We start from the raw sequence: 21,108 nt of genomic DNA, 5'->3' as shown, positions 1-21,108 counted from the left end.
TCAGCCCTTGGCGGCGAGGTCCTTCGCGCCCAGACCGGACGCGAAGCCGTTGGCCCAGAGCTGGTTGACGCGCGTCCGCTCGGCGGAGTTCGGAGTGGCGTTCGTGCACGAGGTGCCCGGGCCGCCGCCCGACATCAGCTCACTGCACGGCCCCGAGTAGTGGTCCGGCAGACCCAGCACGTGGCCGGTCTCGTGCGAGGTCACCCGGGTGGAGTTGTAGATCTGGTTCTGCCGGTAGTCGAGGAAGATGTAGCCCCGGCCGTGCCCGTCCGTGCTGGCGTACGAGCCGCGTGAGTCATTGCCCTCGCGGTACGAGAAGTTCCCGCCCGAGGACACCTCCTGCAGTCTGACGTTGCTCACCGAGCTGTTCCAGATCTGCGTGGACCGGGCTATCTGCGTGCGGAAGCTGGGAGCGTTGCGGGTGTTGTACGTGACGGTCACGGCCAGGGCGCCGGGGTTCGCGGCGCGCTGCTCGGCGACCGAGCGCTGCACGGCCTCGAAGAAGGCGCGGTTGGCGGCCGCGTTCTCCTGTGAACCCTCGTACGCGGCGTAGCCGGCGGCGGTGCCGACGGGGGCGGGGGCGGCGCTGGCGGTGGGGACGACGCCGAGCGCGGCGGCCAGGCCGAGGCCGAGGGTGGTGGCCAGAACGGCCTTACGGGAGTGGCGCATGTGGGGGAGCTCCTACTCGTCCGGTGCGGTGGGGGGTGGTCGTTCGGTACCGGAGTCTGCGGGAGTCGAAGTGCCCGGCGGATGATGTCACTCCCCGATAGCGCCGCCCTATCGGGAAGATTGCGACAGCCCAACTCACGTGAGAATGGCGGGATTCGGGGGGCTATCAGTGGCTGGTGCGGTCCACCGGGACGGGCCTAACCTCGGGTCATGGAGCTCGAGGTCAGGCACCTGCGCGCGCTGTGCGCCATCGCCGACGCCGGCAGTCTGCACAAGGCCGCGCGGCAGCTCGGCGTGAGCCAGCCCTCCTTGACGACCCAGCTGCGCCGCATCGAACGGGCCCTGGACGGGGAGCTGTTTCTGCGCGAACGGACCGGCTGCCGACCCACCCCTTTCGGCCGGACCGTGCTCGGTCGGGCCCGTCCGCTGGTGGCCGAGATGGCCGCGCTGGTGGCGGAGGCCAGGGCGCTGGCCCAGGGGCCGAGGCTGCGCATCGGCTCCACGGCCAGCCGGGCCCTGCCGGGGTGGCTGCGCAGGCTGCACCGGCGGCTGCCGGACACCGAGACCTCGCTGGTGGTGGACGTCTCCGCCAACGCGCTGCTCAGGATGGTCGACTCGGGGCAGCTGGACGTGGCGTTCGTGCACGAGGTGGAGGGCAGCCCGCTGCGGGTGCCGGCCGGGCTGCAGATGCACGTGCTGATGGAGCGCGAGCCGCAGTTCGTGTCGATGTCCCGGGATCATCCCGCCGCCGGGCAGGCGGTCGTCTCCTTACGGGACCTGGCCGCCGACCGCTGGATGGTGGACCCCTCGGTCGACGGCGAGTGGGACGGCCTGCGGCGGGTCTTCGCCGGGGCCGGGCTCGACCCGCCGGTGCTGCACGCCGACTACCACACGGCGACCTCGCTGATCATCTCCGGCGAGGCGGTCGCGCCGTGCCAGCCGACCTCCGGGCCGCGCGAGGACATGGCGATCCGGCCACTGTCGGGGGACCCCCTCGCCGTGCGCCTGCTGCTGGCGACCCGGCCGGGCGCGCATGCGGAGGTGTACGAGGACCTCCGCGACGCGTATCGCGAGGCGGCCCTGCGCACGCCGCCGTACCGGGCCTGGCTCCACCACCACGCGAGCCCCCTGCTCGCGGCGTGACCGGACTGCACGGGCCTGCCGCCGGGGCACCGCCCCGGGCGTCGCGCGTCCCACGCCGACGAGGCTGAATTTGGCCGAAACTGTTCGCCTGACGCGGCGCAAATGCCGCCTCAATCGCCGACGGGGCCGGCTCTTCCTGCCCCGCCCCGGCGCTGCGCGCGGGCGCGGTCGTATGCCAGGGACAGCGCCCCCTGCGCCATGAGGGCCGTGCCCGCCGCCGCCCACCCCGGCCTCCGGCGCCGGGCCGCCCATGCCAGGAGCGGCGCCCCCGCGGCGACCTGCGCCGCACCCAGCCGCCGCGCCTTCGGGCCGCGGACCCACGGGCCCAGCGGCCCCTTCTCCACCGCGTCGAGCTCGGCCCGCACCGTGTCGCGCCACCCGGCCCACTCCACCGTCTCGGCGCCGGCCGCCACCCGGGCCGCCCCGCGCAGCCGGTCGGCCGGTTCGCCGGGGCTCAGGCCGGCCCGGCCAGTCCGGCGCGCGTCAGCAGGGCGATCAGCCCGAGCAGCCGGGTCGCGCCGTCGAGCGCGGGGGCGTCGGCCGGGTCGCTGCGAGTGAGCCGTTCCAGCTCCTCCAAGTCGAGTACGGGGTCCAGTCCGAGCCGCACCGCCAGGGTCCGCATGGCATCGGGCGCACCGGCCGGCCGGCCGCCCGCGTCCCACTCGTAGGCGGTGGCGCGCCGCAACCCGCTCGACAGGGTGAATCCGGCCCGTCCGGCCTCCCACCACAGGCTCATCACCGGCCAGTTGGTGCCGAGCGCGATCGCCGAGCCCCAGCCGGAGAGCACCTCGGCGACGCTCTCCTCGCCCGCGAGCCACGGTTTGACGTCGGGTACGAGCGCACTCCAGTCGCCCGCCGGGACGAGCAGCAGCCGTACGCGCAGCAGGTGCGCGGGAGGACGGGCGGCGAGGGGTCCGGCCCGGCAGAGCAGCATGCCGCCCGTCGCGGCCCTGGAGATTGACATGCCCACACAATAAGGCAAATCGCACCGAAATGGCGGATTCCGAACGCATGCTTGACTTCGCCCGACCGCGATATATCGTGTTATCGAGAAGACGCGATATGTTGCGTGCGTCGAGCCCGTCCGTGAACGCACGAGGAGGATCAGCACCATGGCAGAGCAGTCGTCCCAGCCGTCACAGTCGACGTGGCACTTCGCCGAACCCCGGAAGCTCGCCTTCGAGGAGCCGGTGACCGAGCTCCGCGTCCGCGTCGTGAGCGGCACGGTGAATGTGGTCGCCGCCGAAGAGGGGCCGGCCCGACTCGAAGTGACCGAGGTCGACGGACCGCCGCTGTACGTCGTTCAGGACGGTGGCACACTCACCGTCTCCTACGAGGACCTGCCCTGGAACGGCTCCCAGGGCTTCAAGCAGTGGATCGAGGCCAAGCCCTGGAAGGCCTGGTCCGGTTCCGCCTCCGGCCGCAAGGCCTGGGAGCGCAGCGCCTCGTTCACCCTCACCGTGCCCGCCGCCACCCAGGTCCGCGTGGCCGCGGTCGACGCCACCGCCTTCGTCTCCGGCATCTCCGGCGGCACCGACGTCAACGGGGTCTCCGGCGACGCGACCCTCGTCGGGCTGTCCGGCAGGGTCAAGGCGCACACCGTCTCCGGCAGCGTCGAAGCCCAGTCCGTCACCGGCGACCTCGGCTTCCACTCGGTGTCCGGCGGCCTGACGGTGGTCGACGGCGCGGGCGTGAGCGTACGAGCCGACTCGGTCAGCGGTGACATGCTCATCGACCTGGACCTCGACCCGGCGGCCGCCCGCCCCGTGGACATCGCGCTGAACTCCGTGTCCGGCCAGGTCGCGATCCGCCTCCCGCACCCCGCCGACGCCCGCGTGGAGGCCAACACCGCCACCGGCGGCGTCTCCAACGCCTTCGAGGACCTGCGGGTCTCCGGCCAGCTGGGGGCCAAGCGGATCACCGGAACGCTCGGCACCGGCACCGGCACCCTGCGGGCCACCACCGTCTCCGGCGCCATCGCGCTGCTGCGCCGCCCGCAGGCCGACGCCGACGCGCCCGCCACCGTCCCCCTCGCGCTCGACAAGAAGGTGCTCTGACATGCCGCCCGTCTTCGCCCACGGCCGCCTCCGCCTCTACCTCCTCAAGCTGCTGGACGAGGCCCCGCGCCACGGGTACGAGGTGATCCGCCTGCTGGAGGAGCGCTTCCAGGGCCTGTACGCGCCGTCCGCGGGCACCGTGTACCCGCGTCTGGCCAAGCTGGAGGCCGAGGGCCTGGTCACGCACGCCACCGAGGGCGGGCGCAAGGTGTACTCGATCAGCGAGGCGGGCCGCGCCGAACTGGCCGACCGCGGCGGCGAACTGGCCGATCTGGAGCTGGAGATCCGCGACTCGGTCACCGAACTGGCCGCCGAGATCCGCAGCGACGTCCGGGGCGCCGCGGGTGATCTGCGGCGCGAGATGCGGGCGGCGGCGTCGGCGTCGGCGACGCACGTGGGCGAGGACGAGTCCTGGAAGGCGGCCAAGGAGGAACTGCGCAAGGCGCGGCAGGAGTGGAAGGAGCAGGCGCGCCGGGCGAAGGACGAGAGCCGCCGGGCGCGCGAGGAGGCGCAGCAGGCCCGCCGCCAGGCCAAGGAGGCGCAGGAGCGGGCGCGCGAGGAGGTCCAGCGGATCGCGGGCCAGCTGCAGGAGCAGTTCGCCAAGTCCGGGGGCGTCCTCGGGAGTCTGGCCGGGGCGTGGCTCGGGGGCGGTACGCCGAGTACGTCTGCGTCTGCGTCTGGGCCTGCGTCTGGGTCTGCGGCGGCGGACGGTGGGGGTTCGGCTGCGGCTGCGGCTGCGGATGCCTCGGCGGTGGCTGCGGACTGGGCCGAGGACCTGGCGCCCACCGGTGACCCGGCCCGCGATCTGGACCGGCTGCTGGACCGCTTCCGCGACGAGGTGCGCGATGCGGCCCGGGACCACGGGGTGAGCGCGGCTCAGGTGGCCGAGGCCCGTCGGCACCTTGCGGATGCCGGGGCCCGGCTGGGGGCGGCGCTCCGGGCCAAGCCGTAGGCCGGGCTGCCGCGCCGTTGCTGGGCTCGGCCCCGGTTGCCGCGCCTCAAGCGCCGGCGGGGCGGCTGAAAGATCGGGGCTCCGCCCCGGACCCCGCGCCTCAAACGCCGGCGGGGCTGGTTGGGCGGGGCTGAAGACCAGGGCTCCGGGCCGGACCCGCGCCTTAAGTGCCGGTGCGGCTGAAAGATCGGGGCTCCGCCCCGGACCCCGCGCCTCAAACGCCGACGGGGCTGGTTTGGCGGGGCTGAAGACCGGGGCTCCGGGCCGGACCCGCGCGTGAGGCGCCGGCGGGGCTGGTTTGGCGGGCTGAAGATACCGGCTCCGCCCCAGGTCCCGCGTCTCAAGGGCCGGGGGCTGGAGGGCGTCAGGTCGGCAGGGTGGTTTCGGCTGTGGTGTATGTGATGCCGTGGTCCGTCAGGACCTCCGAGACCGTGCCGGGGCGGGAGAGCAGGGCCAGGAGGAGGTGCAGGGTGCCGATGTGGTTGTCCTTGCGGCCCAGGGCGATGCGGAGGGACTGTTCCAGGACCTTCTTCGCGTCCTCGGTGAAGGGGACGTGGTAGCTGCCGGTGCGGCCGTCGGGCTGCTCGCGCCCCAGGGCCGAGCGGAGGGTGGTGCCCAGGGTCCGCCGGCGCGGGGCCGGGGCCGCGAGGGCGCCTTCGCCGTGGGTCTCCTCGATGCGGGAGACGATCTCCGTGAGGTCGATGCCGAGCCCGGCGAGCGCCTCCTGGTCCGCCCGGGACATGCCGCCCCGGCGGCGGGCCGTCGTGAGGTCGGCGGCCACCGCCGTGCGGTCCACGCCCAGAGGGTCCAGGGCCCCCAGGGCCAGCAGCGAGAGCAGCAGGTGTTCCTCGGTGACCGTGGCGGCCCCGGACTGCCGGGCCTCGGCCACCGCACCCTTCACGGTCGACCGGGCGTCCCGGGTGAAGCGTTCGAACATCAGAGCCTCCCGTACTTCTTGTGCACGGCCTGCCGGCTGACGCCCAGCTCGGCCGCGATCTCCTGCCAGGACCACCCCTGCGCGCGGGCACTGCGTACCTGTACGGACTCCAGCTGCTCCAGCAGCCTCCGGAGAGCCGCAACGGCACGCAGGCCCACGCGGGGGTCGCCGTCACCGGCCCGTTCGGCGAGATCGGTCGCTTCCGTCATGGGTGTCAATGTAGGTTGACGCGGGAGGTGATGTCAACCCCGGTTGACGCCTATGGCGTGAGGACGATCTTGCCGAAGAGGTCGCCCGACGCGAGCTTCCCGAACCCCTCGCGCGCCCGGTCCAGTGGCAGCACCTCGTCGATGACCGGCCGCAGCCCGGTCGTGGCGCAGAACGACAGCAGGTCCTCCAGCTCGTCCTTCGAGCCCATCGTCGAGCCGACCACCTTCAGCTCCAGGAAGAAGATCCGGGTCAGCTCCGCGTGCGCGGGGCGGTCGCCGCTCGTCGCACCGGAGATCACCAGGGTGCCGCCCGGGCGCAGGGACTTCACCGAGTGGGACCAGGTGGCGGCGCCCACCGTCTCGATCACCGCGTCCACCCGCTGCGGCAGCCGGGCGCCCGGCTCGTACGCCTCCACCGCGCCCAGCTCCACGGCCCGCTTGCGCTTGGCCTCGTCCCGGCTGGTGGCGAAGACCCGCAGGCCCGCCGCCTTGCCGAGGGCGATCGCGGCCGTGGCGACACCGCCGCCGGCGCCCTGCACGAGGACGGAGTCGCCGGGGCGCACCCCGGCATTGGTGAACAGCATCCGGTACGCCGTCAGCCAGGCGGTCGGGAGGCAGGCGGCCTCCTCGAAGGTCAGCTCGGCGGGCTTGCGCAGGACGTTCCAGGCCGGGACGGTCACCTGCTCGGCGAAGGTCCCCTGGTAGCGCTCGGTCAGGATCGAGCGGGGCTCGTCCGGGCCGACCCCGTGGCCGCTCTGGCCGATCACGGAGTGCAGGACGACCTCGTTGCCGTCCTGGTCGATCCCGGCGGCGTCGCAGCCGAGGATCATCGGGAGTCTTTCCTCGCCGAGGCCCACCCCGCGCAGCGACCACAGGTCGTGGTGGTTGAGGGAGGCGGCCTTGACGTTCACGGTCACCCAGCCGGGCCGGGCCTCGGGGGCGGGGCGGTCGCCCAGCTCAAGGCCGTTCAGCGGCTGGTCACGGTCGATTCGGGCGGCGTAGGCAGCGAACATGCCGCGACGCTACCGCTCGGTAGGGCCAGGTTCCAGCGTTTGCCGCCACGGCGGTGATGAGGCCTTCGTCGCACCGGGACGGCGGCCGGGGCCGGGACCGGCGGACGGAGGCCGCGCCGCGCAAAAGCGAGAGGCCCGGCCGGACGGATCCGGTCGGGCCTCTCGCGTGCGTACGGCTCAGGTCCGCGATCAGACCAGGCGGGCGACGCCGTCCGCCTTGGCGGCGGCGGCGACGGCCGCGGCGACGGCCTCCGCGACGCGCTCGTCGAACGGCGACGGGATCACGTAGTCGGCGGCGAGCTCGTCACCCACGACACCGGCGATGGCGTCGGCGGCGGCGATCTTCATGCCTTCGGTGATCCGGGTGGCGCGCACCTTGAGGGCACCCGCGAAGATGCCCGGGAACGCCAGCACGTTGTTGATCTGGTTCGGGAAGTCCGAACGGCCCGTGGCCACGACCGCCGCGTACTTGTGCGCGACGTCCGGGTGGACCTCCGGGTTCGGGTTGGCCATGGCGAAGACGAAGGCGTCCTTCGCCATCGAGGCCACCGCCTCCTCCGGGACCGTACCGCCGGAGACGCCGATGAAGACGTCCGCGCCCGCGAGGGCCTGCTCCAGCGAGCCGGTCTGGTTCGTCTTGTTCGTCAGGCCCGCGATCTCCGCCTTGACGTCCGTCAGGTCGGAACGGTCCGCCGACACGACGCCCTTGCGGTCGGTGACGCAGACGTCGCCGATGCCCGCGTCCACGAGGATCTTGGCGATGGCGATGCCCGCCGCGCCCGCGCCCGAGATCACGGCGCGCAGGTCGCCGAGGGTGCGACCCGTGAGCTTCGCCGCGTTGCGCAGCGCCGCCAGCGTCACGATGGCGGTGCCGTGCTGGTCGTCGTGGAAGATCGGGATGTCGAGCGCCTCCTGGAGGCGGCGCTCGATCTCGAAGCAGCGGGGGGCCGAGATGTCCTCGAGATTGACCCCCCCGAAGGACGGGGCGAGACGGATGACCGTCTCGATGATCTCGTCCGTGTCCTTGGTGGCGAGAGCGATCGGAACCGCGTCCACCCCACCGAACTGCTTGAAGAGAATGGCCTTGCCCTCCATGACGGGGAGGGAGGCTTCCGGACCGATGTCACCGAGCCCGAGCACGGCCGTGCCGTCGGTGACGACGGCGACCACGTTGGACTTCCAGGTGTACTCGTTCACCAGCTCCGGCTGCTCGGCGATGGCGCTGCACACCTTCGCCACGCCGGGCGTGTACGCGAGGGACAGGTCGTCCTTGTTCGTGACGGGTACCGTGGCCTGGATGGCCATCTTGCCGCCCCGGTGCAGCGCGAACACCGCGTCCGGGTTGTTGTCCGTGACGCTGTCACTGCGAGGGTTGATGATCTCCGCTGCCACTGTGTGTGACCCCTTAAGTCCTTTGAATCGTTGAGGGTGGCCACTCCTGGTTAAGGGGTGGGCGGGCACCGCGTCCGTACTCCGCGTCAACGGTTGGCCCGTCTCCGCGGAGGGGAGGTTCGTACGCGCGGGCGCGCCGCACGCGCGCCCTGAGCCCCGGATGAGGGGTGTAAGGATCTGTTCTACCCGAAGAACGCTCGCCCAGACGAGTCGATTCCTGCTCAACTGTAGGTCGCTTGCCCCGGTTTTGGCGAAAAGTCCAAACCTTCATGTCCGGCAGCCGAGACGCACCGCAGAAAGTGCGGCCAAAAGGCCTGGTCACGGCAGTATCTGCGGCCTTGAACCTCGTTCCCCGCAGTCCTGTTGGACCACATGGGGGGCCCGTTATCCGATTTTGACCTGACGGGCACCCTGAATGTCTCAGTCCGAATGGCAAGATGCCGTAATCACACAAGGTCGTGACACTCGATGGTGCGTGTCCGACCGTTTTCGATGCTTTTCCACCAGCCGGAGGAACGAAGCCATGACCGCAAGCACCACCCGTCGTACGACCGCCGCCCGGTCCCGGATCGCCGCGGTCGGCGCGATCGCGGTCGCCGGCGCCCTGATCCTCACCGGCTGTGGTGACCAGACCGACGGCGGCACCAAGGCCCAGGACAAGACCAGCGACGCCCCGCTGTTCTCCAAGCTGCCGAAGAAGATCCAGGACGCGGGCGTCATCAAGGTCGGCACGGACGCCGCGTACGCCCCGATGGAGTTCACCGAGGGCGGCAAGATCGTCGGTGTCGACCCCGACATCGCCGAGGCCATGGGCAAGCAGCTCGGTGTGAAGTTCCAGTTCACCTCCGGCACCTTCGACGGCCTGATCACCTCTCTCGAGACCGGCCGCCAGGACATCGCCATGTCGTCGATCACCGACAACAAGCGCCGCCAGGAGGGTCTGGACGAGAAGGGCGCCAAGATCGGTAAGGGCGTCGACTTCGTCGACTACTTCTCCTCCGGCGTCTCGCTCATCGTCAAGAAGGGCAACCCGGACAACATCAAGTCGCTCGACGACCTGTGTGGCAAGACGGTCGCCGTGCAGCGCGGCACCATCTACGAGGACACCTTCAAGGCGCAGGCCGAGAAGTGCGGTGCCAACAAGCTCACCATCGAGGCGTTCGACACCGACGCCGAGGCGCAGACCCGCGTCAAGGCCGGCGGCGCCGTGGCCGACATGAACGACTACCCGGTCGCCGCGTACATCGCGAAGACCTCCGGCGGCGGCAACGACTTCGAGGTCGGCGGCCAGCAGAGCGACGTCGGCCTCTTCGGCATCGCCGTCGCCAAGGAGAACACCCAGCTCCGCGACGCGCTGAAGGAAGCCCTCGACGCCATCATCAAGGACGGCTCCTACGCCAAGGTCCTCGAGAAGTGGGACGTCAAGGGAAGCGCCGTCCAGTCGGCCACGATCAACGCCGGTCAGTGATCCGAGCGCACCACTGAAGGGCAGTCATAGTGACTGACAAGAACGACAAGGGTCCGGCCGCGACTGCGCCGGCCGGGCCCGGCGCCTCGGGCAACCCCTACGAGGCCATCAAGGCCATCCCGGTACGGCACTACGGACGCTGGATCAGCGCCGTACTGGTCGCCGTGATCCTGGGCTGGCTCGTCTACGCCTTCTCCCAGGGCAAGGTCATCTGGGCCACGGTCGGAGACAAGCTGTTCGACCCGTCCGTCCTCGACGGACTCTGGAACACCATCGTCATCAGCGTGCTGTCGATGCTGCTGGGCCTGGTGCTCGGCATCCTCTTCGCCGTGATGCGGCTCTCGAACAACCCGGTCACGAGCTTCGTGTCCTGGCTCTACATCTGGTTCTTCCGCGGCACCCCGGTGTACGTCCAGCTGCTGGTCTGGTTCAGCCTCCCGCTGATCTTCCAGTACATCAACCTGGGTCCGATCTACAAGAACGAGACCGTCGACGTCATGACGCCGTTCATGGTCGCCCTGCTGGGCCTCGGCCTGAACGAGGGCGCCTACATGGCGGAGATCGTCCGGGCCGGCATCCAGTCCGTCGACGAGGGCCAGAGCGAGGCCTCGCACGCGCTCGGCATGACCCGCACGCAGACCATGCGCCGCGTGGTGCTCCCGCAGGCGATGCGCGTGATCATCCCGCCGACGGGCAACGAGTTCATCAACATGCTGAAGACCTCGTCCCTGGTCTCGGCGGTGCAGTACACCGAACTGCTGCGCGCCAGCTCCAACATCGGCTCCACGGCCGGCGCGGTGATCGAGATGTACTTCGTCGCCTCCATCTGGTATCTGGCTCTGACCAGCGTCTTCAGCGTCGGCCAGTACTACCTGGAGCGCCGCTACGCCCGCGGTTCGCTGCGTAGCCTGCCTCTCACGCCGTTCCAGCGGCTGAAGGCGAACCTGAACATGTTCCGCCGTACGGAGGTGGCGAAGTGACCGCCCAGCCGATGGTCAAGGCCGAAGGCGTCCACAAGTCGTACGGCGCCGCCCACATCCTGCGGGGCATCGACTTGGAGGTCGCCCCGCGAGAGGTCTTCTGCCTGGTCGGCCCGTCCGGCTCCGGCAAGTCGACCTTCCTTCGCTGCATCAACCACCTGGAGCGCATCAACGCCGGCCGGCTCTCGGTCGACGGCCAGCTGGTGGGGTACAAGCAGAAGGGCGACAAGCTCTACGAGCTGAAGGACAGCGAGGTCGCGGCCCAGCGCCGGGACATCGGCATGGTCTTCCAGCGCTTCAACCTCTTCCCGCACATGACGGCCGTCGAGAACGTCATGGAAGCCCCGGTCATGGTCAAGGGCGAGTCCAAGGCGGTGGCGCGCGAGCGCGCCGTACGCCTCCTGGACCGCGTGGGCCTCGGCGACAAGGGCGGGAACTACCCCACCCAGCTCTCCGGCGGCCAGCAGCAGCGTGTGGCGATCGCCCGCGCGCTCGCCATGGAGCCGAAGCTGATGCTCTTCGACGAGCCCACCTCGGCGCTCGACCCCGAGCTGGTGGGCGACGTCCTCGACGTCATGCGGGACCTCGCCGAGTCGGGTATGACCATGATCGTGGTCACGCACGAGATGGGCTTCGCCCGCGAGGTCGGCGACAACCTCGTCTTCATGGACGGCGGTGTGGTCGTCGAGTCGGGCAACCCCCGCGACGTGCTGGGCAACCCGCAGCACGACCGCACGAAGGCGTTCCTTTCCAAGGTGCTGTAGCCGCACCGGCGGACGGACGAGGGGCGGTACGGGATTCCCGTACCGCCCCTTTCCCATGCGCGGGCAGGTGCTGTCTTCGGACTCCCTGCTGCAGACCTGGGACCAGCGCGTGCGAGGGCGGGCGCCGGGTCGGGATCGACGCCCGTGCCGGTGGCTCCCGTGAACCGATTGAGCAGGCGGTCCGTGATACTTCCCGTACCGCACGCGAGATCCGGCACCCGGGGGGGTGGGTCCCACCAGAGCCTCGACCATGTCCGGCATCACCCGGAACCGCTCCTCGCGGTCGGGCACGTACCACTCCTGCTGCCGGTCCCGGCCGTCCTGCCGGGCCTGCCCGTGACCGGCCCCGGTACCTGGACCCGTTTCCGTCGGATCCGCCACCCCGAGGCCCTCCGTGTAATACCCTCGAATACGTCCCAGTCGTTACCTGGACCCTCATTCGCAGCCGTAAGGACAACAAGTGGAACTGGCCCATTACTCGGACTTCGCCGTGCGCCTGGTCAACACCGAGGAGCCGGCCCGCAACAAGGACGCCCTCACCTCGGTGGACGCCGTCCGCGTCCTGTTCGGCGAAAGCGTGCAGATGGCACGCCGCGTCACCGACACCGACGTCACCCGCTTCCGCAACGTCCGCGGCAGGCTGCGCGCCGTCTTCGACGCGGCCGACGGCGCCGACCACGTCCTCGCGGTCGACCTGCTGAACTCGCTGCTGATGGAGTTCCCGGTCAGCCCCCAGGTCTCCGGCCACGCGCTCATCGGCGACGACGGCCGCCCCGACTGGCACCTCCACCTCGCCGAGCACCCTTCGAACGCGTCCGCGGGCTACGCCGCCATGGCGGCCATGGGCCTGGCCTTCCACGTCACCGAGCACGGGCCCGAACGCCTGGGCCTGTGCCAGGCCGCGCCCTGCCGCAACGCCTACCTCGACACCTCCACCAACCGCTCCCGGCGCTACTGCTCCGACCGGTGCGCCACCCGGGCGAACGTGGCCGCCTACCGCGCCCGCAAGCGGCTGGAGGCCGAGCTGTCCGCCAACAGCGGCCGCAGCGCCGAGAGCGCCCAGGAGAGCCGCGCCCTCAGCGAGCGCTGACCCTCCTCGCGCGGCCGGAAGCGCAGGACCGCCGTCGCCAGCACCAGCTCGCCGGGCACCGGCCCGTAGACGGTGCTGTCGCCGGTCTCGTTGTACGGGTTGTCGCCGAGCACCCACCAGCTGCCGCCCGGCCGCCGCTCCACCGCCCGCTTGACGACCAGCAGGTCCTGCTGGAACGGATGGCGCAGCACCACCACGTCACCCGGACGGACGGCCGCCCCGTACCGCACCAGCAGCCGGTCCCCGTTCAGCAGCGTGGGCACCATCGACGCCCCCGTCACCTCCACCACCTCGAAGCGCTTGCGCGGGCGCCCGTTCTCCACCATCCGTGTCCTCCTCGTCACCCCGCATGCTGCCGCACGGCCCCGTACATTCGCTCACCGGTCCGGCCGCGCCCCTGGACTTTTGTCCTAAGCCCATGGGGGCGCCCGCGAAATCCGGTTCTTCAGCGAGTAATCTCCCCCTTGAGAAGACGATCACGAGGAGGACACACTCCATGCTTTCCCGCCTCTTCGCCCCCAAGGCGAAGGTCTCCGCCCACTGCGATCTTCCGTGCGGCGTGTACGACCCTGCCCAGGCCCGCATCGAGGCCGAGTCCGTCAAGGCCGTGCAGGAGAAGTACCAGGCCAACGACGACGCCGACTTCCGCGCGCGCGCCATCACCATCAAGGAGCAGCGCGCCGAGCTCGCCAAGCACCACGTCTCGGTGCTGTGGAGCGACTACTTCAAGCCGCCGCACTTTGAGAAGTACCCCCAGCTGCACACCCTGGTCAACGACACCCTGAAGGCCCTCTCGGCCGCCAAGGCGTCGAACGACCCGGCCACCGGCGCGAAGGCCCTCGAGCTCATCGCCGAGATCGACCGCATCTTCTGGGAGACCAAGGCCGCCTGATCCCGGGCGCCCCACGTACTTCCGCGCCGTAGTCGCAGCGCACCCGAGAACGGCCCGACCGCTTCATGCGGCCGGGCCGTTCTCGGCTTCCCGTCTTCTCTGCTCTTCTCTGCGCGACCTGCCCGCCGGTCGTCGGCGCTCACTCGTCGGCGTCGTCGTCCTCGTCGTCCAGGCGGGCGAGCCAGGTGGCCAGGCGTTCCACCGGAACCTCGAAGTCCGGGTTCAGGTCGACGAAGGTGCGCAGCTGCTCGGCGAGCCACTCGAAGGTGACCTCCTCCTCGCCGCGCCGCTTCTCCAGCTCCTCGATGCCGCGATCGGTGAAGTACAAGTCGGGCTCCGTGCCGTGATGGGGGTGTGCAGGGGGTGTTTCCCGCCAGGATAATCCGCGTCCCGGCGAGACCTCCCGTCCGCGGCGGCTCCGCGGCTAGCCTTGATGCGTCACGAGCGGGGGCCACGAGTGGGGGGCGCGGATGACGGACGGGCGCACGACCGGTTCGGCGCGCGCCTTCGAGCTCCTCGAGCCCCTCCTGCAGGCGGCGACCGTACGCGTTCACGCCCCGCCGGGCGGGTATGAGAACCCCGGCAGCCATCGGACCGGTCCCACGTGGGGGAGCGGTTTCTTCATCGCCCCCGGCTGGGTCCTGACGTGCGCGCACGTGGTCGGCGAAGGGGGTGCTGCGGTGCGTCTGACGGGGCGCGAGGTCGGCATCACCTTCTCGTCCGGAACGGGCGGGGCCACCGGGACGGTCACCGGGCGCGTGGAGTGCGTACTGCCCGAGCGGCTGGAGGAGCGGCGCCCCGGGCTCCGGGCCCTGTGGGACCTGCCCGACCTGGCGCTGCTCCGGGTCCTGGCCCCCGTGTCGCACGCCTGTGTGTGGATCACCGACCGTTCGAGACCCCGCTTCGACGAGGTCGCCTACTTCGGCTGCACCGAGGACCTCGGCACGCCCGAGATCACCGGCCGCACCACCCGGCTGCGCGGCACCGCCGGGAACGGCGCGGCGATACGGCTCGGCGGCGACGACGAGATCGATCCCGGCATGTCGGGCGGGCCCGTGGTGGACCTGGCCCGCGGGGAGGTCGTGGGCGTCCTCAAGGCCCGGCGGCACACCGGCGGTGGCGGGCTGGCCGTCTCCATCGTGCAGCTGCGCACCCTTCCGATGCCCGGCAGGGGCCAGGTCGGGCTCTACCGGCGGGTCATGCAGGCCCACGACCTCCACCACTACGACCGGCACCTCAGCGACCTCGACAACCGCCGGACCTGGACGGACGTGCACGGCGAACTCGTGGCGCAGGAGGGCGACCCCTACGGCGGCCGAGGGCGCCTCACCCCCGGCGAGCGCACCACCCTGTGCGGGCTGCTCGCCGAACTGCCCCCGCCAGGCTCCTCCGAGGTCGTACGGGCGCTCGTCGAGGCGGCCCGCGGCGAGGAGCCGGATCCGCAGCCGCCGGCCCCGCTGAGCTGGCGCGACGGCCTCGGGCTGCTGCACGACCCGCCGGGCGGGACGGGGGAGGCCGCGGCGATGCTCCGGTACGCGACGGACGTGAGCGTGGCCGACCACCGCGAGCCGCCCACACCGGGCGCGGACGAGGAGCTGTGGGACTGGGTACGGGCCACGGCCGAGCGGCTGTGGCGGCCGCTGCGGCGGGAGCTCGGCGAGCGCCACGAGCGCGGCCTGGCGGAGCGGGAGCGGCGCCGGCGGGCCTCGGCCCGCCGGGCGGTGAACGGCCCGGCCCGGCGGGCCGGCGGACTGCCGCCCGGGGCCTCGGTGTTGCTGGAGGTGTGGGCGCACGGCTGGGAGGACGTCTACGACTGGCGGGTCTCGGTGCTGGTCGGCCCCGCCCAGCCGGGGCGGGTGACGCCGGTGGACTCGGGCGTACGGGCCACCCTGGCGGCCCTGCCGGAGGCGTTACGGGCCCCGCTCGCGGAGGCCTTCCGGCGGTGCGACACCCATGAGGCGGCGGCCCTGCTCGAAGTGGCCCTGGCCCCGGAGCTGTTCGGGCTGGCGGTGGACGAATGGGCGGTGGTCGGCGGCATACCGCTGGGGGTGCAGCGGCCGGTGGTGCTGCGGCATTCCAGCGCGGTGAGGGAGCACCCGGCGGACGGCGAAGGGACCCGGGCGGCCGACCGGTGGGCCCGGGTGCAGGCGGGCCCGCTGCAGGACGAACGGGCCGACTGCGTACGGGGGCGCCCGCGCGCGCCCGCCACCGAATGGCTGTCGGGCCTGCCGGACAACACCGTGCCGGTGCACTGCCGGGCGGCGGACCAGGAACCCACGCTGGGGTCGCTGCACGCGGTACGGGACACCGGGTACGGGGTGGCCGTGACCCGGCGGCCCCCGCAGGATCCGGGGGCGTCGTGCGCGCCGTTCCACCGCGGGGTGCGGGAGGAACTGGCCGACGCGGGGCGGGCGGAGGTGCTGCCGCTGCGGCTGCAGGCGCTGCGGGGACGGGCGTACGGGGCGGACCCCGACGCGTACTGGGCGGCCGGGACGGGGCTGGTGTGGGAGGACCCGGCACGTCCGCTGCCGGACGACGAGCCGTTGCAGGGAGACCTGTGACGGCGCAGCACCCGGCGGACGAGAGGGAGGGAGCTCCATGAACGACGAGTGGCTCATATACCGCGGGGGCGGTGAGCCCCATGACGGGATCGACGCCCTGCCCGGCCCGCCGCCCTGGCGGGACTTCGACGGCGGGCCCGTGGCGGAGGCGGGCGGTCCGGCGGCGGTCGCCGACGGCGATGTGGCACGGCGGCTCGGGGCGCACCGGCAGGCCGCGGAGCTGCACCGGCCGGAGCCCGAGGAGCTGGAGGCCATCAACGCGGCCCTGTACCTGCGGCGGCCACTGCTCGTGACCGGCTTCCCCGGAACGGGGAAGTCCACCCTCGCGCACGCCGTCGCCCACGAGTTGAAGCTGGGGCGGGTGCTGCGCTGGCCGGTGGTGTCGCGGACCGTTCTGCAGGACGGGCTGTACCGGTACGACGCCCTCGCCCGGCTGCAGGACGTGCAGATCGCCGCGAGCGGAGGGGGTCCGGGCCGGGCCGCCGGCGCCGGGACGGCCACCGGGCCGGGGCCGGACACCGGTCTCGGCCCGGGGCCGGACACCGGTCTCGGGCCGGACAGCGGCGCTGCGGCGGCCTCCCGTACCGGCGCGGCCTCCTGTACCGGCGGGGCACCCGGGATCGGCGGGGCACCAGGGATCGGGAAGTACATCCGGCTGGGGCCGCTCGGCACCGCCCTCCTGCCCACCGCGAGGCCTCGCGTGCTCCTCATCGACGAGCTCGACAAGAGCGACATCGACCTGCCCAACGACCTGCTGAACGTGCTGGAGGAAGGGGAGTTCGCGCTCCCCGAGCTGGAGCGGGTCGCCGACACCGAGCCCGAGGTGCAGGTGCTCACCGACGACGGCACGAAGGTGACCGTCCGGGGCGGCCGCGTCCGCTGCCGGGCGTTCCCCTTCATCATTCTGACCAGCAACGGAGAACGCGACTTCCCGGCCGCACTGCTGCGGCGCTGCATCCAGCTCAAGCTCGGGCAGCCGGATGAGAAGCGGCTCGCCACCATGGTCCGCGCCCACCTCGGCGACGAGGCCGCCCGGCTCGGGGCGGACCTGATCCGGGAGTTCCTCAGCCGCTCCCAGTCCGAGCTGGTCGCTGCCGACCAGCTGCTCAACGCCGTGTACCTGACCCACTACGCCGCCCCGCCCACCCGAGAGGACCTCGCCGACCTGCTCATTCAGCGCCTCGACCGGCCGAGGTGACGGCACATGGCATCCGCCGGAGCATCCGGCGTCCGTGAACTGGCCGCGCTGCTGCGCGCCGCCGGACTCGACCCGTCCGCCGAGGAACTCGCCGACGCCCTGTGGCTGGCCGGGCACATCCACGGGCCGGTTCGGGCAGCTCCGTGGGGGCGGGGCCCGGACCCGGAAACAGAGGCTGAAGATCCGGTCGGCGAGCCCCCGGAACCCGTACGGGCAGAAGCGGAGGCGGAAGATTCCGTCAGGCTCTTCGCGCCCCGGGTCCGCCGCGTCGACGGGGCGGAGCAGGAACAGCCGGAGGGGTCGCCCGAGGAGTACGGAGTGCCCGTACGGGTACCCGGAGCCGCCGCGCTGCCCCGCATCCTGGACATCCAGCGGGCCCTGCGGGCCCTCCAGCGACACCGCCCGCCCGCCCCGCCCACCCGGCTGGTGATCGACGAGCCGGCCACCGCCGAGGCCAGCGCCCGCGCCCTCGGCCTGGCCATCCCGGTGCTCCGTCCGGAGAGCCGGCGCGAGGCGACCGTACGGCTGGTGATGGACGCGTCCCCGTCGATGGCCGTGTGGCAGGACATGTTCGAGGAACTGCGCTCCGTGTGCGAGCGGTTGGGGGCCTTCCGGGACGTCCAGGTGCACTACCTGCACCGCCTTGCCGACGGTACGCCCGCGCTGGGGCGCAGCCACGCACCCGGCTCCGCCCTGCGCTCCGGGGATCAGCTGCGCGATCCGACCGGCCGGGCCCTGACCATGGTGGTCTCCGACTGCGCCGGGCCGCTGTGGCGCGAGGGGGCGGCGCAGCGGCTGCTGTACCGGTGGGCCGAGTGCACCCCGTGCATGGTCGTCCAGCCGCTGCCGCAGCGGCTGTGGGGCCGGAGCTGGCTGCCGACAGAGCGGGGGACGCTCGCCCGGCTGGAGGGCGGCGGGCAGATGCTGGCATTCCGGGCGGACCGGCCGCCGGCGCCTGGGCGGCCCGCCGGAGGACTGACGGTGCCGGTGCTGCCGCCGAGCGCGACCGCCCTCGGGGCGTGGGCCCGGCTCGTCGCCGGGCTGGGCAGCGGGCCCGTACCGGCCGAGGTGGGCCGGGTGCTGGCCGACCACCCGGCCGCGCCCCTGCCGCCGCCGCGTGCCGTACGGCCGCCGAGGGAGCTGGTGGCGCGGTTCCGCTCCTCGGCCGCGCCCCGGGCCGTACAGCTGGCGGTGTACCTGTCGGCGGCGCCCCTGACGCTGCCCGTGATGCGGCTGGTGCAGCGCACGATGCTGCCGGACTCGGAGCCGTCGGACCTGGCGGAGGTGCTGCTGAGCGGGCTGCTGCGGCGCAGCGGACCGGGGCCGGGGCACTGGTACGAGTTCGTCCCCGGGGTACAGGACGTGCTGCTGGGGCCGCTGGGGAGGGACGAGGCCGCGCTGGTTCTCAAGCACTGCTCGGAGTACATGCTGGCGCACTTCGGGCGAGACGTACGCAACTTCCCCGCGCTCGCGGTCGCGCAGCTGACGGGAGCGCCGCAGGCGGAGGCCGGCCCGGGGCAGGGGCAGGGGGAGGGGCAGAGGCCTGGCCGGGGGCCGGATCCACGTCCAAGTCCGGGGCCGGGGCAAGGTCCGCTGGACGCCGAGCGGGTGCCCGAGGGGCGCCTCCCGCAGGCCTTTGCACAGGTTTCGGCCAAGGTCGTACGGCGCTACCTCCCCGGAATGCCGCAAGACGGCCTGGTGGTGCGGCAGCCCGTCGCGCGCCCGGCAACCGGAAGGGCCGGGGCGGTGCGCGCCGCCCGGCACCGGCTCGCGGACGCGGATGCGGACGGGGACGGGGGAGCGCGGGCGCTGTACGAGGCCGTGGCGGTGCTGCGGCGGGCGGTGGCCGCCCCGGCAGGGCCCGGCGACCCCCCGGAGGAGGCGGAGACCGAGCTGGCGGGGGCCTTGCTGAGGCTGTGGGCGGGCCGGCGTGACCCCGGGCTCCTGACCGAGGCGGAGCGGGCCGTGACCGGCCTGCGGACGGCGGTGGCGCGGGCGGTGCTCGGCAGGGTGCTGTACGAGCGGGCGCTGGCCGCCGGACCGGACGCGGATCTGCTGGCCGCGGCGGACCGGGAGTTCGCGGCGGCGGGGGCCGCGGCGGACCCGGAACTGCGGCGGGACTGCGCGGTGCGCAGGGCACAGACCCTGATCCGGCTGAGCGGGCTGCGCGACGACGCGGGCGCGCTCCGCGAGGCCCGCGCGGCCCTCGAACCCCTGGCGGGTCCCGCCCCCGGCGGGGACGCCGCCCGGGAACCGCAGGGGCGTCCCGCGCCGTACCCCGAGCTGCACCTGGCCCTGGGCCGCGTCCTGCTGGCCCTGCTGCCCCGCACCCCGGACCCGGCCGAACGCACCGCTTTGGCCGAACTGGCCGCGTCCCGCCTCTCGGCGGCGTCGGCCGCCCCGCCCGCCGGCTCCCGCCGGGCGCAGGTGCGGGTGGAGCTTGCCGATGCGCTGCGGTACCTGCCCGGGCGGCTGGAGGAGGCCGCCGGGCAGCTGGCCGCGGCACTGGACGAGGCCGGCGGGGATCCGGAGCTGCGGGTGGCCGCCCTGGTGTGCCTGGCGCGGGTGCACCGGGAGAGGTATGCGCGGGATGCCGACCCGGTGGCTCTGGAGGACGCGGCCGAGGCGTACGGGCGGGCCCGGGGGCTGATCCCCCGGGACGGGGAGGCCTTCGGGGAGCTGCTGCCCGAGTGGGGCGACGTACTCCTGGAACGGGCGCGGACCGCCGACGGGCGGCGGTTCACCGGGGCCGCCGTACGGGTCCTGCGCGAGAGCCGGGTGGCCGTCCCGCAGTCCGACCCCGGCGCGGCGCACCGGCTGATGCGGCTGGCCGCCGGGCTCCGGCTGCGGCACGCCTACGAGGACGATCCGGTGGACCTGCGGGAGGCCGAGTACCTGCTCGAACTGGCGGTCCGGCACAGCCGCAGCCCGCTGGAGCAGGCGCGCGCCTGGCGGGACCACGGCGACGTGCAGCGGGAGATCCACGGTCACACCAGGGCGGCGGACCGCCTCGACCGGGCGGCGGACTCCTACCGGCGGGCCTGGCGGGCCGCCCTGAAGGCGGACCGGCAGACCGGCGAGGGCGGCGGGGACGGCGGGGACCGAGGGGACCGCGTTGACCGAGGGGAACGCGGTGACGGGGGTGGACGGGATGACCGGGAGCACCGGGAGGACCGTGAGGCGACCGCCGTTCAGCTCGCCGCCCGCGTACAGGAATTGCGCGGGGAGGTGCTGGAGCGGCTCGCGCGGCCCCGGGCGGCCCTGGACGCGTACCGCTCCGCGCTGGAGCTGTGGACGCGGAGCGGCGACGGCGACGGCGCCGGGGACCCGGCGGGAGCGGAGGGCGTGGAGGACGTCGAAGGCGTGGAGGGAGTGGAGGGCGCGCAGCGGCATTGCGAGGCGCTCCGGGCGAAGGTGCGAGCCCTGGAGGCCGGGCTCTGATGGTGGTTCGGCCAGGGGAGCCGGAGACGGAACCGCAAGGGGAGTCCGCCGTTTCCGCGCCGGGGCCGCAGGGGAAAGGGCAGTGGACCATGCATCCGGTGTGCGACGCGACAGGGGGACGGCGGGACATGGTGACGAAGCGTCAGGACATGGCGGCGGCGGCCCCGGGATGCCCCGGGCGGCTGCCGGATCTCTCCGGACTGGATCTGGCCGCACTGCGCGGGATCGACCATCCCGTGCTGGCCGAGGTGATCGAGGGCATGATCGAGCGGGTGACCCACCCGGCCGAGATCCTCAACGCCTTCGATTCCAGCGTGGCCTGATCACCCGCACCGCGGTCCC

The 21,108-nt window shown here is 72.9% G+C and carries 19 protein-coding genes and 2 pseudogenes; 12 read left to right on the top strand and 9 right to left on the bottom strand.

What is annotated here, in order from left to right; genetic code table 11:
* Positions 1-669 (bottom strand): snapalysin, encoded by a 669-nt coding sequence (gene snpA / locus ACWGIF_RS02790; protein WP_453489979.1) that lies wholly within the window; start codon positions 667-669, stop codon positions 1-3.
* Between the two features lie 210 nt (positions 670-879).
* Here snpA and ACWGIF_RS02785 point away from each other — a divergent pair, with 210 nt between their 5' ends.
* Entirely contained in the window at positions 880-1,812 is a 933-nt protein-coding gene (locus ACWGIF_RS02785) for a LysR family transcriptional regulator (protein ID WP_453489976.1), read from the top strand.
* A 110-nt stretch (positions 1,813-1,922) separates the two neighbouring features.
* Here ACWGIF_RS02785 and ACWGIF_RS02780 read toward each other — a convergent pair.
* Positions 1,923-2,776, bottom strand: a pseudogene (locus tag ACWGIF_RS02780) (hypothetical protein).
* A gap of 148 nt (positions 2,777-2,924) precedes the next feature.
* On the opposite strand from ACWGIF_RS02780, the gene ACWGIF_RS02775 reads away from it, so the two are divergent.
* Together ACWGIF_RS02775 and ACWGIF_RS02770 are read left to right on the top strand one after the other, a co-directional pair.
* The gene (locus tag ACWGIF_RS02775) at positions 2,925-3,869 is read left to right on the top strand and encodes a DUF4097 family beta strand repeat-containing protein (protein ID WP_453489973.1); all 945 of its coding nucleotides are present in this window, start codon (positions 2,925-2,927) and stop codon (positions 3,867-3,869) included.
* Between the two features lies 1 nt (position 3,870).
* Entirely contained in the window at positions 3,871-4,821 is a 951-nt protein-coding gene (locus ACWGIF_RS02770; protein ID WP_453489970.1) for a helix-turn-helix transcriptional regulator, read from the top strand.
* A 364-nt stretch (positions 4,822-5,185) separates the two neighbouring features.
* Here ACWGIF_RS02770 and ACWGIF_RS02765 read toward each other — a convergent pair whose 3' ends face one another.
* From ACWGIF_RS02765 to ACWGIF_RS02750, 4 genes are all read right to left on the bottom strand, one after another.
* Positions 5,186-5,758 carry a Clp protease N-terminal domain-containing protein gene (locus ACWGIF_RS02765; protein ID WP_453489967.1) on the bottom strand — a complete coding sequence of 191 codons (573 nt, stop codon included), beginning with the start codon at positions 5,756-5,758 and terminating at the stop codon, positions 5,186-5,188.
* Positions 5,758-5,967 carry a helix-turn-helix domain-containing protein gene (locus tag ACWGIF_RS02760; RefSeq protein ID WP_453489964.1) on the bottom strand — a complete coding sequence of 70 codons (210 nt, stop codon included), beginning with the start codon at positions 5,965-5,967 and terminating at the stop codon, positions 5,758-5,760. The genes ACWGIF_RS02765 and ACWGIF_RS02760 overlap by 1 nt, the downstream gene beginning before the upstream one ends.
* A 50-nt stretch (positions 5,968-6,017) precedes the next feature.
* On the bottom strand, positions 6,018-6,980 hold the full coding sequence (locus ACWGIF_RS02755) for a zinc-binding dehydrogenase (protein ID WP_453489961.1): 963 nt from the start codon (positions 6,978-6,980) through the stop codon (positions 6,018-6,020).
* A gap of 189 nt (positions 6,981-7,169) precedes the next feature.
* Entirely contained in the window at positions 7,170-8,372 is a 1,203-nt protein-coding gene (locus ACWGIF_RS02750) for an NAD(P)-dependent malic enzyme (RefSeq protein ID WP_453489958.1), read from the bottom strand.
* A 523-nt stretch (positions 8,373-8,895) separates the two neighbouring features.
* Between ACWGIF_RS02750 and ACWGIF_RS02745 the strand changes: the two genes are divergently transcribed.
* The 3 genes from ACWGIF_RS02745 to ACWGIF_RS02735 are packed head-to-tail and all read left to right on the top strand — an operon-like array spanning position 8,896 to position 11,584.
* Positions 8,896-9,840, top strand: coding sequence for an ABC transporter substrate-binding protein (locus tag ACWGIF_RS02745; protein ID WP_453489955.1), 945 nt, complete (start codon positions 8,896-8,898; stop codon positions 9,838-9,840).
* 29 nt (positions 9,841-9,869) lie between these two features.
* On the top strand, positions 9,870-10,820 hold the full coding sequence (locus tag ACWGIF_RS02740) for an amino acid ABC transporter permease (protein WP_453489952.1): 951 nt from the start codon (positions 9,870-9,872) through the stop codon (positions 10,818-10,820).
* A gap of 11 nt (positions 10,821-10,831) precedes the next feature.
* The gene (locus ACWGIF_RS02735) at positions 10,832-11,584 is read left to right on the top strand and encodes an amino acid ABC transporter ATP-binding protein (protein WP_453490109.1); all 753 of its coding nucleotides are present in this window, start codon (positions 10,832-10,834) and stop codon (positions 11,582-11,584) included.
* 122 nt (positions 11,585-11,706) lie between these two features.
* Here ACWGIF_RS02735 and ACWGIF_RS02730 read toward each other — a convergent pair.
* Positions 11,707-11,965: pseudogene (locus tag ACWGIF_RS02730) on the bottom strand (class I SAM-dependent methyltransferase); the annotation flags it as partial.
* 79 nt (positions 11,966-12,044) lie between these two features.
* On the opposite strand from ACWGIF_RS02730, the gene ACWGIF_RS02725 reads away from it, so the two are divergent.
* Positions 12,045-12,674: a CGNR zinc finger domain-containing protein gene (locus ACWGIF_RS02725; protein WP_453489949.1), complete on the top strand. Its 630-nt coding sequence runs from the start codon at positions 12,045-12,047 to the stop codon at positions 12,672-12,674.
* Here ACWGIF_RS02725 and sodX read toward each other — a convergent pair.
* Positions 12,578-13,000 (bottom strand): nickel-type superoxide dismutase maturation protease, encoded by a 423-nt coding sequence (gene sodX / locus ACWGIF_RS02720; RefSeq protein WP_453489946.1) that lies wholly within the window; start codon positions 12,998-13,000, stop codon positions 12,578-12,580. The two genes, ACWGIF_RS02725 and sodX, sit on opposite strands and share 97 nt — an antisense overlap.
* Before the next feature lie 170 nt (positions 13,001-13,170).
* Here sodX and sodN point away from each other — a divergent pair, with 170 nt between their 5' ends.
* Positions 13,171-13,566, top strand: a complete 396-nt coding sequence (gene sodN / locus ACWGIF_RS02715; protein WP_030709803.1) for a superoxide dismutase, Ni — start codon at positions 13,171-13,173, stop codon at positions 13,564-13,566.
* Between the two features lie 139 nt (positions 13,567-13,705).
* Here the strand turns inward: sodN and ACWGIF_RS02710 are convergent, their stop codons facing one another.
* Entirely contained in the window at positions 13,706-13,894 is a 189-nt protein-coding gene (locus ACWGIF_RS02710; RefSeq protein ID WP_030709801.1) for a DUF6104 family protein, read from the bottom strand.
* Between the two features lie 142 nt (positions 13,895-14,036).
* Here ACWGIF_RS02710 and ACWGIF_RS02705 point away from each other — a divergent pair, with 142 nt between their 5' ends.
* The 4 genes from ACWGIF_RS02705 to fxsA all read left to right on the top strand — a co-directional run bounded on the left by ACWGIF_RS02705 (position 14,037) and on the right by fxsA (position 21,089).
* Positions 14,037-16,127: a VMAP-C domain-containing protein gene (locus tag ACWGIF_RS02705; protein ID WP_453489943.1), complete on the top strand. Its 2,091-nt coding sequence runs from the start codon at positions 14,037-14,039 to the stop codon at positions 16,125-16,127.
* Between the two features lie 37 nt (positions 16,128-16,164).
* Entirely contained in the window at positions 16,165-17,325 is a 1,161-nt protein-coding gene (locus tag ACWGIF_RS02700) for an AAA family ATPase (protein WP_453489940.1), read from the top strand.
* A 6-nt stretch (positions 17,326-17,331) separates the two neighbouring features.
* On the top strand, positions 17,332-20,766 hold the full coding sequence (locus tag ACWGIF_RS02695; RefSeq protein WP_453489937.1) for an SAV_2336 N-terminal domain-related protein: 3,435 nt from the start codon (positions 17,332-17,334) through the stop codon (positions 20,764-20,766).
* Between the two features lie 128 nt (positions 20,767-20,894).
* Positions 20,895-21,089 (top strand): FxSxx-COOH cyclophane-containing RiPP peptide, encoded by a 195-nt coding sequence (gene fxsA / locus ACWGIF_RS02690; RefSeq protein WP_453489935.1) that lies wholly within the window; start codon positions 20,895-20,897, stop codon positions 21,087-21,089.
* Positions 21,090-21,108 lie beyond the last annotated feature (19 nt).

This window comes from Streptomyces sp. NPDC054849 (genome assembly GCF_053610945.1).
Note: the sequence above shows the minus strand (reverse complement) of the source record. Positions and strands in the feature narration are given on the sequence as shown.